At 66.5% G+C, this 14,637-nt stretch carries 11 protein-coding genes and 4 pseudogenes; 6 read left to right on the plus strand and 9 right to left on the minus strand.

The window, feature by feature from the left end:
• From G3N61_RS33850 to G3N61_RS33860, 3 genes and pseudogenes are all read left to right on the plus strand, one after another.
• Positions 1-530, plus strand: a pseudogene (locus tag G3N61_RS33850) (hypothetical protein); the annotation flags it as partial.
• Positions 531-650: 120 nt separating this feature from the next.
• Positions 651-1,934 carry an isoprenylcysteine carboxylmethyltransferase family protein gene (locus G3N61_RS33855; RefSeq protein ID WP_089453557.1) on the plus strand — a complete coding sequence of 428 codons (1,284 nt, stop codon included), beginning with the start codon at positions 651-653 and terminating at the stop codon, positions 1,932-1,934.
• Positions 1,935-2,072: 138 nt separating this feature from the next.
• The gene (locus tag G3N61_RS33860) at positions 2,073-2,570 is read left to right on the plus strand and encodes a GNAT family N-acetyltransferase (protein ID WP_205824548.1); all 498 of its coding nucleotides are present in this window, start codon (positions 2,073-2,075) and stop codon (positions 2,568-2,570) included.
• A gap of 78 nt (positions 2,571-2,648) precedes the next feature.
• On the opposite strand, the gene cml is transcribed toward G3N61_RS33860, so the two are convergent.
• On the minus strand, positions 2,649-3,881 hold the full coding sequence (gene cml / locus G3N61_RS33865) for a CmlA/FloR family chloramphenicol efflux MFS transporter (protein WP_205824555.1): 1,233 nt from the start codon (positions 3,879-3,881) through the stop codon (positions 2,649-2,651).
• 399 nt (positions 3,882-4,280) lie between these two features.
• Positions 4,281-4,871, minus strand: coding sequence for a hypothetical protein (locus G3N61_RS33870; protein WP_043178201.1), 591 nt, complete (start codon positions 4,869-4,871; stop codon positions 4,281-4,283).
• A gap of 1,011 nt (positions 4,872-5,882) precedes the next feature.
• Between G3N61_RS33870 and G3N61_RS33875 the strand changes: the two genes are divergently transcribed.
• Positions 5,883-6,464 carry a histone acetyltransferase gene (locus G3N61_RS33875; protein ID WP_205824549.1) on the plus strand — a complete coding sequence of 194 codons (582 nt, stop codon included), beginning with the start codon at positions 5,883-5,885 and terminating at the stop codon, positions 6,462-6,464.
• 26 nt (positions 6,465-6,490) lie between these two features.
• Here the strand turns inward: G3N61_RS33875 and G3N61_RS33880 are convergent, their stop codons facing one another.
• From G3N61_RS33880 to G3N61_RS33895, 4 genes and pseudogenes are all read right to left on the minus strand, one after another.
• A complete protein-coding gene (locus tag G3N61_RS33880) occupies positions 6,491-7,180 on the minus strand; it encodes a hypothetical protein (protein WP_205824550.1) in 690 nt (229 codons plus the stop codon).
• Positions 7,181-7,325: 145 nt separating this feature from the next.
• Positions 7,326-8,042, minus strand: a pseudogene (locus tag G3N61_RS33885) (IS5 family transposase); the annotation flags it as partial.
• A gap of 168 nt (positions 8,043-8,210) precedes the next feature.
• Complete coding sequence (locus G3N61_RS33890; protein WP_205824551.1) at positions 8,211-8,519, minus strand: hypothetical protein; 309 nt, start codon at positions 8,517-8,519, stop codon at positions 8,211-8,213.
• Between the two features lie 136 nt (positions 8,520-8,655).
• A pseudogene (locus tag G3N61_RS33895) lies at positions 8,656-9,428 on the minus strand (IS5 family transposase).
• Positions 9,429-9,670: 242 nt separating this feature from the next.
• Between G3N61_RS33895 and G3N61_RS33900 the strand changes: the two are divergent.
• Positions 9,671-10,243 (plus strand): NADPH-dependent FMN reductase, encoded by a 573-nt coding sequence (locus G3N61_RS33900; RefSeq protein ID WP_205824552.1) that lies wholly within the window; start codon positions 9,671-9,673, stop codon positions 10,241-10,243.
• Between the two features lie 32 nt (positions 10,244-10,275).
• Here G3N61_RS33900 and G3N61_RS33905 read toward each other — a convergent pair whose 3' ends face one another.
• From G3N61_RS33905 to G3N61_RS33915, 3 genes are read right to left on the minus strand one after another with little or no spacing between them, the layout of a single operon-like run.
• Entirely contained in the window at positions 10,276-10,890 is a 615-nt protein-coding gene (locus G3N61_RS33905) for a DUF2894 domain-containing protein (RefSeq protein ID WP_205824553.1), read from the minus strand.
• Positions 10,887-11,531: an OmpA family protein gene (locus G3N61_RS33910; RefSeq protein WP_043178214.1), complete on the minus strand. Its 645-nt coding sequence runs from the start codon at positions 11,529-11,531 to the stop codon at positions 10,887-10,889. Before G3N61_RS33910 ends, G3N61_RS33905 begins: the two co-directional genes overlap by 4 nt.
• A 3-nt stretch (positions 11,532-11,534) precedes the next feature.
• On the minus strand, positions 11,535-14,552 hold the full coding sequence (locus G3N61_RS33915; protein ID WP_205824554.1) for a DUF802 domain-containing protein: 3,018 nt from the start codon (positions 14,550-14,552) through the stop codon (positions 11,535-11,537).
• Here G3N61_RS33915 and G3N61_RS39830 point away from each other — a divergent pair.
• Positions 14,512-14,637: pseudogene (locus tag G3N61_RS39830) on the plus strand (EamA family transporter); the annotation flags it as partial. The gene G3N61_RS33915 and the pseudogene G3N61_RS39830 sit on opposite strands and share 41 nt — an antisense overlap.

Here is a 14,637-nt window from a genome sequence, read left to right on the forward strand (position 1 = left end):
GCGCGGGCGGCCGGCGCGGCGGCGACGCCGGCACAGGCGGGACGGGCGGCGGCCCGCTCGCCCGGGTCACGAAGCTGCTCGGCACGGTAACGGGTGCGCTCGGCGGCCTCGGTTCGCGCGGCACCGGCGGAACGAGTGGCACCAGCGGTACCGGTGGCTCGGGGGTCGGCGGCCTGCTGGCGCCGGTCACCAACCTCGTCAACTCGCTGACGCCGCTCGGCGCCAGCCTCACCGGCACGGTCACGACGCCGGGCGGCAACGTGACGGGCACGCTCGGCGGCCTGCTGTCGAGCGGGCCGGTCGGCACGGTGGCGGGCGCACTGACGACGCCGGCGGGCGCCGCGGGCGCCACCGGCACGGCCAGCCCGACCGGCGCGGCCGGCACGGTCACGACGCCGGCTGGCGGCGGCACCGTGGTGGGCGGCCTGACCGGCGGCTCGAACGGTGGTGCCGCGGGCGGCGCCGCCAACCTGCTGTCGCCGGTGACGAACCTCGTCGGCGGTCTGCTGGGCGGCGGCACCAAGAAGTAACGCTTTACCTATCAGAACCACAGGCCAATGGCCGGGCGCGCATCCATACCAAGCCCGGCCGATGGCCGGCGTCACCCGCCAAGCGGGGGCGCCGGCCCTCATCCGTACGAGGATCCGATCATGAATTCCACGCTCGACGGCATCGCCGCGGCCCAGGACCGCCCACCCCGTTCCGCCACGCCCCTCCGCGCCGGCCTGCTCGGCATCGCCGCCGGGCTCTGCGCGCTGTGGATCACGCGCGACCATCCCACGCTCGATGCAGCCACGCGCGCGGTCATCGCCAGCCTCGCGATCATCGGCACGATCGCGCTGCACGAAATCTTCATCTCGCGCGTCTATCTGCGCCCGAGCGCGGGCCTGTCGCGGCAGGCCGTCCGGCCGCTCGGCATCGCGCGCGTCGCGACGCGGCTCGGTGCACTGGCGTCGATCTACGCGGGCATCGGCACGATCTACTGGCTGCTGCCCGAATACCACGGCGCGTTCTACCTGCCGTTCTGGTCGCTGCTGCGCTCGCTCGCGCCATACGTGATCGTCGCCGCGCCGTTCTACTTCGCGTGGATGGACCGCCACCAGCGCGAGACCGACGACGCGTATCTGCTGTGGGGGCGCTTCCTGTTCCGCCGCGCGCAGCCCGCGAGCTGGAAGCCGGTGCGCGAGATGCTGGCCGGCTGGGGCGTGAAGGCGTTCTTCCTGCCGCTGATGACCGTCTACCTGTCGAAAGACGCCGATCACCTCACTGCGTCGCTCGCGAACGCGATGCACGCGCCGATGACGCTCGCGACCTTCGTGTTCATGTACGACCTGTCGTTCACGATGGACCTGATGTTCGGCACCGTCGGCTACCTGTGCACGTTCCGCATCCTCGACAGCCACGTGCGCACCGTCGAGCCGACGACGCTCGGCTGGGTGGCCGCGCTGATGTGCTACCAGCCGTTCTGGTCACTGTTCTCGAACAACTACATCCGCTACGAAGGCTCGATGTTCTGGGACAACTGGCTGCTGTCGGCCCCGACGCTGCGCGTGATCTGGGGCACGGTGATCATCCTGCTGCTGCTGACCTACGCGCTGTGCACGATCTCGTTCGGCCTGCGCTTCTCGAACCTCACCAACCGCGGGATCATCACGTCGGGCCCGTACCGCTTCACGAAACATCCGGCGTACATCACGAAGAACCTGTCGTACTGGATGGTGTCGGTGCCGTTCGTCGAGCCGCTCGGCTGGCAGGTCGGGCTCATGCACTGCGCCGGGCTCGTCGCGGTCAACCTGATCTACTACACGCGGGCGAAGACCGAAGAGCGTCACCTGATGCGCGACCCCGACTATCGCGCGTATGCCGAATGGATCGCGCAACACGGGTTGTTCGCGCGGATCAGGCAGGCATTCGGGCAGCGCGCGCCGGCCTGACGCGGCGGCGCAAGGCGGGGCCTGACGCCGCCCCGCCCCCGTCTGCGTTCGTGTTCCTGTTCGTTGTTCGCACATCGACGTTTCGCCGGTTCCGGCGCACAATGCGCGCTCTCTTGCGAACGGAGCGACAGGCGAACGATGAACGTCACCACGGTGCGGCCGGCCACGACCCATGATGCGGCGATTGCCGCACGCATCCTGACCGATGCCGTCGCGTTCAAGTCCGCGCACGACGACCCGGCATGGGGGCACGGCACACGCACCGAACAGGATGTTCGACCGATGCTCGACGACGGCCGCCTTCACATCGTCGAGCACGACGGCCTCGCGGCCGCGATGTTCGTGCTGATGTGGGAAGACGAAGAATACTGGGGGCCGCAAGCGCCTGTCGCCGGTTATCTGCACCGGCTCTCGGTACGGGACGGCTTCCATGGCCGCGGGCTCGGCCGCGTCGCGATCGACTGGTGTGCGGATCAGGTCCGCGCGCAGCAGCGCACGCGTCTGCGACTCGATTGCGATCCGCGTAACGCGAAGCTGTGTGCGTATTACGAGGCACTCGGCTTCGAACGCGTCGCGCTTCGCCCACTGCCCAGCGGCTACATCGCTTCGCTCTACGAGCGCACGGTGGCCGGTTGATCGCACCGGCCGCGCGCGCCATCGACTTCATCGGGGCGCCGAGCGGCCCGATGAAGTCACGCGTTGCTGCTCGCGTGCTCAGTCGAACGAGACGCCGCGGGCACGCGCGCCGCTCGCCCGACCGGTCGCGCGCGTCAGCCCCTTGATCGCGACGAAGCTCGCGAGGCCCATGCCGAAGCAGGAGGCCGCCAGCGGCCACGCGGTCGCGCCGTCGAAGACCAGCGTCGCAAACGTGCCCACGCCGGTGGTGATCACGCTCTGCACCGCGTAGTAGAGCGCGACCGCCTTGCCGGCGGCATCGCCGAAATCGCGCAGCGCGCCGTTCGCCGTCACCGACGACATCAGCACGATGCCGACCGCCACCAGCCACATCGGCATCACGAACGTCGCGAACGACGGCTTCGTCAGGACCGTGCAGACCGCCAGCACGATCGCCCCCGTCATCATCGTGAGCGCCCCGCGCGCAATGCACCCTGCCTCGCCCCACCGCGACACGAACGTCCCGGCGAAGCGCGACACGATGACCATCACGATCGCGACGGTCGCAAAGGCCGCGCTGAACGCCACGCGGGAATAGCCGGCGCCGCCGACCAGCACGCGCGGCGCGGTGGAGAAGAACACGAAGAACGCCCCCATCGCGGCGGCAAACGCGAGCGTGTGAACCTGAAAGGGCCGGCTGCCCAGAATCGATACGACGGACGGCCCCTGCGGGTTCGCCGTCCGCGGCCGCGTTTCGTGCCAGCGTGGCCACGCGCGACCGCACGCGAGCACACCCAGCACGCCGAGCGTCATGAAGATCGCGCGCCATCCGCAGGCCATCGCGATGGCCGCGCCGAGCAGCGGCCCCAGCGCGGGCACGAACGCCAGCATCGCGCCGAACTGGCTGTAGATGATGCGGCCTTCGGGGCGGTCGGCATAGACGTCGCGAACCGTCGCGAACGTGGCGACGAGGGCCGCCGACGCACCCAGCGCCTGCAGCACGCGCAGTGCGACGAACAGACCGCCGCCGCCGGCAACCGCAAGCGCCAGGGAAGCCGCCGCGAAACACAGCGCGCCGCCCAGCACCACCGGCCGTCTGCCGACGCGGTCCGACAACGGGCCGAAAATCAGCTGGCCCAGGCCGAGGACGACCAGGTAGACGCTCAGCGTCAACTGGACGATCGCCGGCGACGTGCCGAGCGCGGCCGGCATCTCGGGGATCACCGGCAGGTACACGTCCATCGCCAGCGAAGCGAGGAGATCGAAAGGCGCCATCAGCAGGAGCGCCGACGGCAACGAATAGGCCCAGACGGGCGTGGATTGTTCAGGCATGACAAGGCATCCGCTCAGAAAAGGGAATCTGGCGGCGATCTGCCTGGTCAGCGAGGGACAACGGGAGATCGCCGCAACGACCGGTTGACGAAGGTCGTTGCGGCTTAGCGATCCGTGGACGGGCCGGCTCCCATGGAGGAATCCTGGTGGTGTGCGATGACCGTGCAGTGTAGTCGGTTCGACAGAAGGGTGCCAGCCGTGCACGCATGGCCGGGTGGTTGCGATCCGGCCGGCTCGCGTATCGTGCTGACGAGCCGCGTGCGATACGGCGCCGCGCATGCCGGTGGAACGGGACGTGATCCACAAAGTCCCGACTTTGCTCGCCCGCTGCATGGCGGGCCTCGCCGCGAATCGCCCCATCCCCGGCGGATTCGCGGCCCCGGCTCGCGTCGCCGGGCGTTAATGCTTCAGACGCACAACGTACAGGCCGGTGAAGTTTGCAGCCACCGCCAGACTGAAGTTCGGCGGAGTCGAAATGATCGACTCCATGATGGTCGGCTTGTAGGTGACGGTCCCGCCCGAGATGTCGGCCATTTCGATGACCGCCGGGCTCGGATTGGGAATGATGTTCGACGTGAAGTTCAGGGTCAGCGTACGGTTGTACATGTTGTCGAACCCACCGTAGGACTTGATCTCGTAGACAAAGTCCGCATTCACGCCTGCAGGCACCGGATCCGGTTTGCCCAGGCAAATCAATCCGTCGCGAACCACGCCATCCGGCGGGGTCTTGAAGGTCAACGTCGCGATGCCGTCGTCGGTGACCAGCGTCATCGTCGCATTCGCAACGGCACTCTTGGTGAGCTGGATCGACTTGTAGCCGTCCGGACACTTGAACGTGACAGGCTGAGGGTCCGGTGCGGTCGGCGACGGGGTTCCCGTCGCGCTGTCGCTACTCGTCGCGTTGCTCCCGCCGCCGTCACCGCCCCCACCGCATGCCGACAACAGGACGGTAGAACCCGCCAGGATCGCCAGAATAATATTGTTTTTCATCTTTCACTCTCTCTATTGATCAATACCACTAACAAAACATCTCCCTCGTGATCGGTTTTCTGTCGACTGCCCGGCGGCATGCGCGGCTGAATACCAGGCGAGTTGAATTCTTGTTCAAGGTGCGGCGGGCGCGCTTTTACGCACCAGTCGAATACGTTTGGAACGCCACAGCCGGTGATGAAGAGGTGGCAACGCCGGAATCGACCTGTCTGGATTTCCCCGCGTTTTCTTCACTCAGGTCGTCGTGAATCTAATGAGTCTCTCGCGTCGAAATATATCGAAACATTTGTCGGCACAGTGTCAGGAATTGATAAAGTCGCGGCACTCGGAAATGCCCACCATCGATTTTCCTGATCGGTATTCCTCATTTTTCGACGTATCAGCGCCAAGTACCGCCCCAAAAACCTTCGTTATTTCCCACCGTTCTTTAACAATCGGAAGCGATTGCTAAAAACCGGCCTTATATTTGAGATAACTCGATACGCGGCAGCCTCATGATCGGCAACCCGTCAGTCACGTCGTGAACGTGCCACCGCAACACGCGCGCGAGGTCGCAATGCACGCGCTGTTCGCGTGGACGCATCGGCATCCGGCGTTGCGACCAATCGTCGCGAAACAGCCGATTCCCCCGCGTTTCGTCGCTTTTCTCCGCCAGTCCGATTGCCCGCTCCGTGCCTGTCGCGTATGGTGCTGACCGTCCGCGCGCTTGTCGCCCGGACCTACGACCGTCGTCACGCACGACGGCCGCGCGGGCCGCGCCCGCCGCTCACCGTCTCCGCGATGCCGCCCTTCGGCGCCGCGCATTCATGAGGAGAGAGACGTGATCCACAAAGTCCTGATCCTGTTCGCACTCTGCATCGCGGGCCTCGCCGCGATCGCCGCCGGTTTCCAGCACATCCCCAGCTGATTCGCGGCCCCGGCTCGCTTCGCCGAGCCGGGGGCCGCAGCCATTCTTTTCCCCGTTTGCGATGAACCACTTTCTCGGACCGCCCGGGACGGGCGACCTTTGCCATGCGCATCGACGTACAGCATTCCCAACACGACATCGACGATGAACTCGACACGCTTTACGCACGCCTGCACCAGCCAGGCCACCGCCTGCACGGCCTGCCGGCTGTCGCGCTCGGCCGCTCCGGCCTGATCGTTCGCCACCGCGAGGCGGACGGCGAATACTTCCTGTATGTCGAAGATCCGGCCGCGCGCCAGCTCGCCGGCTATACGGTGTTCAACCGCTTGCCCGAAATCCCGCGCCGCGCCGACCGCTACCTGCGCGCGCCGCATACGCGGCTGCGCGGGTCCGCGCAACGCAAGGGGCTTGCGACGACGCTGTATCGCTGGGGGCTCGACGCGGGCCTGTGCCTGATCAGCGGCGCGCGCCAGTCGGTCGGCGCCGCGCATTTATGGACGGCGCTCGCGCAGGATTACCGGCACGGCTTCGTCGATATCGACGGGCGCGCGCTGCGTTATCTCGGCGAAACCGTTGCCGACGACGTACATGGCGCGCTGCATACGCGGCGGCTGATGCTCGGCAACGGGTGGGAAATCGGGGAATTCGCGCGCGTGGCGGGGATGGCCGGCGCCGTCTGCTTGTGAGCGTTCGCGCGCCGGGCACGGCTGCGTTAGATCGCGATGCCTGTTCGTTCGCTGAACGCCGCGCGCAATGCGTGCTCGTCCGTCATCTCCATCCGGGCGAGCTCGGCGAGCACCGACGGAAGCAGCCATTCGATGTTCGGATCGACACGCTTCATCTGCGCGGCCAGCGCGGCCGTGAACGCCGCATCCTCGTGCGTGCCGGATTCGCCAGCCTGACGGCGCTGCCGGTACAGCACGCCGACCCAGTAGCCGATTCGCTCCGGCACGATCCAGCCGGCATAGGTGCGCGGGAACTCGGTCTTGCGCAGCGCATCGCGCACGACGTCTTCCGGATCGCTCATCGCGGGCGAGAAACACATCTGCTCGCTCTGCACGAGCAAGGCTGACGTTGCGTTGTCGAATGCCGCATAAGTCTCGCTGCAGACATCCGTATCGGGATCGAAGCGATAACCGACGTGGACGGTCACGCGCCCGTCCGGCATCGCGAACGTCCGGTTCGGCGGACACAGCGCGTGCCGCTCGGCGACGGTCAGGAATGCGCCGGTCGCATGCGAATACTCGCGTTCGCGCTGGCGGTCGAGCGACGGATCGATGACCCAGATGACCAGTGTCGCGGTGTCGGGACGATCGTATGCGGTCAGGTAGCTTTCCGCCGGAATCGCTGCCGCCACCGTCGGCGGCAGGTCGGTATGGTCGATGTATTTGCGGAACGGCATCGGCTTCACCGTCGCTTGCCGTTCAACGGCAGGACGACAGCGCGACACCGCTCCGCGCGCTCGCCCCTGATTGCAGCGGACAGCGCTGCGGCAGTCATTCCGGAACACGCGTTCATGCCAGCACTCCGTTGTTTTAGAGGTCAGTTCAAAAACCTTGGTCACCTCGCCTGAAGATGTTACAGCAGACAAGCGAGCAGACAAGTTTCAAGAATGCTTCGTGAATATCAGCACGTCGCTCGAAGCGCGTGCGTAGACGACGGAAATTGTGGAGCCAGGCATCCGTACATTGACCACCCAACGATATTTTCCGAGCCAGCTGCCGTGTTTGGTCCGGCGCTTCGCAATCACTGGCCTGATGCCGCGCTCACTCAACGCACGCCGGCGTCGTGTGGAATCGTAGCCGCGATCGGCGTAGACGACGCGCGACTTCTGAAGAGGTCTGCCACGGCCGCCACGAACGGCGGAATAGCATCAACGATGCGGCAGCAACTGCGTGACATCGTTGGCGCTCGCGCCGGCCAGGATCGCGACGACGGGAACGCCGTTGGCGTCTATGAGGATGTGGTGCTTGGAACCGGGGCGCGCACGGACGACGAATCGACCGCAGCGTATGACAGATCGATCTGGCCGGCCGCACGCAACTTGTCGAGCAGCAACGCGTGCAGTTGGTCCCATACGCCAACCTTTTGCCAGTCGTTCAATCGCCGCCAGCAAGTTGCACCCGAGCCGAAGCCCAGTCGAGTCGAGTCGAGTCGAGTCGAGTCGAGTCGAGTCGAGTCGAGTCGAGTCGAGTCGGCAAGTGGTTCCAGTGGATTCCCGTTTTGAATACGAACAGGATGCCGTTGAGTGCCGCACGATCGGCGCTTCCATCCTTGAGCTTCCGTTGTTCTGGTGCTCAAGGTTGACAGCTTGCCAAGGAAGTAAACAGCTCCCTCGAAGGGTTTTTGAACTGGCCCCTAAGTCAAATTGCCGATATGGACGCAGCCTGGTTCGCAAGCGTTTTCATTGCACCGACCGCCCCCTTTCACTGTCAATCGAAGAACATTACCGAGACCGGATTGGCCAGATAGCCACCATCACACAGGGGAAAAGATGGGCGACGGTCGAAGGTCAAATACGTCACCTCCACATCCTCGAACAGCACGGCGCAGGTGCCATCATGCAATCGCTGGTCGTCGGTCCGTATGTTGTAGATCTTCCGATCGCTCGGACAATAAAAAAGGCCCATCGGCGATTCCCGGTTGCGCGCCGACACGCTGTTCTGGCCAACGACATATCGGCCCAGATGAGTACCATTCCGGCACTGGAGGTCGAAATACATGCCAGCATGGGCCGACATCGCGCACAGTACCAAGGCAAACCCGCAAGCGGCACGTCGGCACGCCCTCACTGGTTTCCATTCCGCCCTCTTACGCCTAATCCATCTTGCCATTGGTCACCATTCTCCATTTGTTCCAGAGTGCCTCCGATCGCCCTTAGAGGCCAGTTCGAAAATTCCGCTCAGTTCGTTTGAAGGTGTTCCAGCAGACGAGCGAGCAGGCGAGTTTCAAGAACGCTTCGTGAATGTCGCTACGTCGATCAAAACGAATTCGAAGACGACGGAACGTGTGTAGCCATGCGTGAATCCGTTCGACCACCCAGCGGAATTTACCCGGACCACTGCCATGCTCAGTGCGTCGCTTCACGATTACCGGCTTGATGCCACGATCACGCAAGCGCTCACGGTGCGACTCGGAGTCGTAGCCGCGATCTACGTAGATGACCTTGGGCTTGCGAAGCGGTCGGCCACGCATGCCTCGGCGGAATAGCACCGACTAGCGGCAGCGGCTGAGTAACGTCGTTACGGTTTGCGCCGGTCAGGATCACGCTAACAGGCATGCCGTTGGCGTCTACGAGAACGTGATGTTTGGGACCCGGTCGCGCGCGATCCGTAGGGTTCGGCCCAGTTTTTCGCTCGCCCCACGGCTCGTACTGACGAGAAATCGACGCCTGAATATGAGAGATCCAACTGGCCAGATTCGCGCAGCTTGTCGAGCAGTAATCTATTCAAATTGTTCCATACGCCTGCTTTCTGCCAGGCATTTAGCCGACGCCAGCATGTCGCACCCAAGCCGAATCCCAACTCGGTTGACAGGTAGTTCCAGCGCATCCCAGTGCGCAAAACGAACAGAATGCCATTGAGCGCGGGCCGCGGCAGTAACTGTTCGATCGGTGTCCACAATTCGTCGTCAACGATCGGCGCCTGCATCTCCTCAGTCTCCGTTGCCTAGATGACTGAGGTTAACAGCTTGCGGAAAAGGCTAACAGCCCCCTTGCGACCTTGTTTGAACCAGCCTCTTATTTCGTTTCCAGGCATCCGCCCTCTCACGCGTACAGGATCGATCCTGGCGATTGTAGCGCCTGCGCTCGCGCACAACGCTACCTGAACGCCAGTGCGATAATCCGTGCGACGCTCACCGCTGCGCCACGCGCCAACCGACACGCCCATCGATGACCACCGATCCCCGAACCGACGCCCCCCGCCACCTCGACATCGTCGCACTGTGCGGCAGCCTCCGCGCCCAGTCGTACAACGCCGCGCTGCTCGATGCGGCCGCGATAGTCGCGCCGCGCGGCATGCGCATCGTGCGCTTCGATCGTCTCGGCGAATTCCCGCTGTTCAATCCCGATGCAGAATATCCGTCGCCCGCCGCGGTGCGCGACCTGATCGACCGCGTGAATGCCGCCGACGGCCTGCTGATCGCCAGCCCGGAATACGCACATGGCGTAACGGGTGTGATGAAAAACGCGCTGGACTGGATCGTGGGATGCGAGGCCGTCGTGTACAAACCGGTCGCCGTGCTGAATGCGTCGCCGCGCGCGACGCATGCGGACGCAGCGCTGCGGGAAACGCTGTCGGTAATGTCGGCACGCATCGTCGAACCCGCGTCGATCACGCTACCGATCCTCGGGAGCCAGCTCGACGCGACGGGCATCGCCGCGCATCCGCCGTTCGCGTCGGCGCTGGCTGACGCGTTGCACGCGCTGCGCGCGGCGATCCACGAGGCGGAGCCGGGCCGGTAGCAACTTGCGTTCGTTCGTGAGCGCGCGTCGCGTTACCGCGCCTTGGCGCGCGTCACCTTCTTCGCCGGTTTGGCCGCCTTCGCGCGCGGCGCTTCCTTCTCGGGCTGCGCGCCGCCGCCGGCGAGATCCTCGAGCCATGCGAGCGCATCGACATACGACAGGAACTGCTGCAGATAGGCCGGCGACAACTCGCGCATCGTCGCGAGCGACCGGTGCACGAGGCTGTTCGAATTGAGCGGCCCCGCGTTGCGCGGCACCTGGTCGAGCGACTGGCGATACTGCTGTTCCGTGCGGACCTTCGACCACATCGTGCGGAAGTAGTCGACCAGCTCGGGATCGAGCCCGCGCCGGTCGGCCTGCGCATCGCGCGCAAGCCGCTCAACGAGTTCCGCCAGCGCGCCGCGCACGGGCGCACCTGTTGCGTCGCTCACGGCTGCCGCTTCACCCGCGTGCGCTACAACCTCCGCGAAAGCGTCGAGCAGCGTCGCCAGCCGTGCGTCGAGCAACGCACGCGCGTCGCCGTCGAGCGCGGCCGCGCGCCGTTCGAGCGCGTCGATCCGGTGAAAGCGCACCGGATCGAGCCGGTCGGCGCCCTGCTCGCGCCATGCGTCGAGCGTCGCGCGGGCGTGCGTCGCGTCGCCGGTCACTGCGCCTTCCCTCCGTTCGAAGCCGACTTGCGCGGCACCGGCGCAATCTCCACGCGACGGTTCTTCGCGCGCCCTTCATCGTCCGCATTCGAGCTGACCGGCTGTTCGGAGCCGAACGCGGCCGCGAACACCGACGACGCCGGCACGCCAGCGTCGATCAGCGCACGCGTGACCGTCAACGCACGCTTGGCCGACAGCTCCCAGTTGTCCGCGAACTGGCGGTTGCCGGCGTGCACCTGCTGGTCGTCGGCGAAGCCGCTGATCATCAGGATCTCGTCGCGCGTCTTCAGGTACGCGCCCAGCGGTGCGGCCAGCGTCGTCAGCAGGTCACGGCCCGCGGGCTGCAACTGGTCGGAGTTCAATGCGAACAGCACGTTGCCGCTGATGCCGATGCGACCGTTGACGAGCGTCACGCGGCCGGCCGCGAGCGGCCCGGCGAGCGCCTGCTCGAGCGACTTGCGCTGCTGCGCTTCCTGCTGGCGCGCGCGTACGGCTTCCTCGAGCTTCGACGTGAGCTGCAGCTGCATGCCGATCACGCCGACGAGGATCAGCACGAACGCGCCGAGCAGCACCGACATCAGGTCGGCAAACGCGGGCCACACCGGCGCGGCGGGCGCGCCGTCGTCGATTTCGTCGTGCATGCGTTACGCTCCGACGCTCGCCCGCCGGCCGGCGAGCTGCTGCAGGTCTTCGACGATCTGCTTCTGCGACATCATGCTCAGGTCGATCACCTCGCGCGCCTGCGCGACGTAGTACTCGAGCTGCTCGTCGCTGCGCGCGAGCGATTTCTCGAGCGCGGCCTCGATGCGTTGCAGATGGGTCAGCAGCTTGTCGTTCGACTCGCCGAATACCTGTACGGCCATCCCGAACGCGTCGCCGAGGCTCGCGACCTCGACGGCGCCCGCCGTGACTTGCGCGGCGACCGAGTCGAGCTTGCGCGTTTCGGCATCGACGGTGTCGTTGAAGCGCGCACCGACGCGGTCGAGCAGGTCGGCCGACGTGCTGACGAGCGCATCGATCGCGGTGCGCTGTTCGGTCGACGCGTGGTTGACCGCGCCGAGCAGCGTTTCGAGCGTCGCGAGCAGGCGGCTGCGTTCCTCGAGCATCGCGGTGTCGTGCGTGAGGCTGTCGGACAGGCGCTGGCGCAACTCGGCGACGACGTCGGCCGCGGCCTTCGGCGCCTCCGACGCAGCCTGCACGAGGCGCGCGATCTCGTTGATCGTGTCGCTCGCATGCACCTGCGCCTGCGCGGTGATGTCGTTCGCGGTGCGGGCCAGCGTGTCGCAGATGTCCTGCTGGCGCGTCGCGGCCTGCGCGCTCGTGTTCGCCCATTCGTCGCGCAGCGCGGCGGCCATCGCGGCGAGCGAGTCGTTCCACGCGGACAGGCGCTGTTCGTCGCGCGCGGCCAGTTGCGTCTGCAAGCCCGTGTGCGAATCGCGGATCGTCGACAGCAGGTCATTCGAGCGCTGTTCGAAGGTCGATGCCTGCGTGGTCAGGTCGCGCGTCGTCTGTGCGAGTGCGTCGCAGATTTCCTGCTGACGGCCCGCGCTGTGCACGCCCGCGCGTTGCCATTCGTCGCCGAGCTTCGTGGCCATTGCGGCCAGCGAATCGTTCCATGCGGACAGACGTTCTTCGTCGCGCGCAGCCAGTTGCGTCTGCAGGCCCGTGTGCGAATCGCGGATCGTCGACAGCAGATCGTTCGAGCGCTGCTCGAAGGTCGACGCCTGTGCCGTGAGGTCGCGCGTCGTGTGTGCGAGTGCGTCGCAGATTTCCTGCTGACGGCCCGCGCTGTGCACGCCTGCGCGCTGCCATTCGTCGCCGAGCTTCGTGGCCATCGCGGCCAGCGAATCGTTCCATGCCGACAAGCGTTCTTCGTCGCGCGCAGCCAGTTGCGTCTGCAAGCCCGTGTGCGAATCGCGAATCGTCGACAGCAGATCGTTCGAGCGTTGCTCGAAGGTCGACGCCTGTGCCGTGAGGTCGCGCGTCGTGTGTGCGAGGGCGTCGCAGATTTCCTGCTGACGGCCCGCGCTATGCACGCCCGCGCGCTGCCATTCGTCACCGAGCTTCGTGGCCATCGCGGCCAGCGAGTCGTTCCATGCCGACAGGCGTGCTTCGTCGCGCGCGGCCAGTTGCGTCTGCAGGCCCGTGTGCGAATCGCGGATCGTCGACAGCAGATCGTTCGAGCGCTGCTCGAAGGTCGACGCCTGTGCCGTGAGATCGCGCGTCGTATGTGCGAGTGCGTCGCAGATGTCCTGCTGACGGCCCGCGCTGTGCACGCCTGCGCGTTGCCATTCGTCGCCGAGCTTCGCCGCCATCGCCGCGAGCGAGTCGTGCCATGCGGTGAGGCGCTGTTCGTCGCGCGCCGCAAGGTCGGTCTGCAGCCCCGCGTGCGACTCGCGCATCGCGGCAAGCGTCGCGCCCGAATGGCGTTCGAACGTCGCGGCGGCCTCGCCCAGCGCGCGCACATGCTGGCCGGCCAGCGTCTCGCCGACCTGCTCCTGGCGCGCCAGCGCATCGCGCCATGCGTCCGACAGGCGGCTTTCAGTCGATTCGAGGCGCGTCGCCACGCCGTCGAGCAGATCCGTCGAACGCTGCGTGAAGGTGTCGGTGAACTGGCCGAGCGTCGTCTGTAGCTGCTGCGCGACGGCCTCGCCCGCGCGGCGCTGTTCGTCGAGCGCGCGGTTCCAGACGGCCGTCACGTTGCCGGTGGTCTTCTCGAAGCCGTTCGTCAGCCCGTCGAGCTGACGCTGCACGGCGCCCGTCACGGTGTCGCGCAACGCGGCCATCTCCTGCGCGAGCCCCGTCATCGTCGCGGCGACGACCGGCTGCAGCGCGGCACCCGCCACGCGCGCGCTTTCGACGGCGCTTTCCTTCAGCGCGTCGCCGACATTCGACGCGAGGCCCGCATACGCGCGCTCGGTCCGCTCGAAAAACGCCTGCTGGCTTTCGATCTGGCGGTCGTGCAGCGCGACGCTGCGCGCCTCGAGCGTCGTCATCATCGTCTGCAGCCGGTCGACCAGCGCCGGCATCACGTCAGCCTGGCGCTGCAGCAGCCGGAACGATTCGTCGCGCTGGTGCGCGGACGAATGCACGCGCAACGTCGTCGCGATCTTCGCGTCGAGCTGCTGGGCCGCGTCGATCCGTTCGCGGCGCACGAGCGCGGACAGCAGCCCGAGCATCGCGGACGTCGCGACGCCGGCGATCGACGTGCCGAACGCGAACCCGAGGCCCTTCACCGGCGCGATCAGCGACGCGCGGATCGCGTCGAGATCGGTCGCGCTTTCGAGCGCGGCGCCCGTGCCCTTCAGCGTGACGACCATCCCGAGCAGCGTGCCGAGCATGCCGAGCAGCACGAGCAGGCCGACGAGGTAAGGCGTGAGCGACGGGCCCGGCAGCGCGACGCGCGCGCCTTCGACCCGCGCACGCACCGCGCTGCGCAGGCCCGGGTGCAGCGTGTCGAGCCACGTGTCGAGCTTCGCGGGCGGCTCGGTGAGGCCTGCGACCGCGCGCGACAGCGTCGCGGTGGCCTGCCGGTAGCGCAGCAGCTCCCATGCGCCGGCGACATAGCACGCGGCGATCAGCAGCGTGACGGCCGACGCCAGCGGGTTCGACGCGACATAGCCGACGCCGCAAGGTGCCGCGCTGATGACGGCCGCCGGCATTGCGTGGGGCATCTATTCGATACGGGGCCGTCGGCCCGTCGATCCGGTCGCGGCGACCGCCGGCAACTTCCTGCGTGCGGCGCCG

This window comes from Burkholderia sp. Ac-20349 (genome assembly GCF_017104865.1).
In the GTDB taxonomy this organism is placed as follows: domain Bacteria; phylum Pseudomonadota; class Gammaproteobacteria; order Burkholderiales; family Burkholderiaceae; genus Burkholderia; species Burkholderia aenigmatica.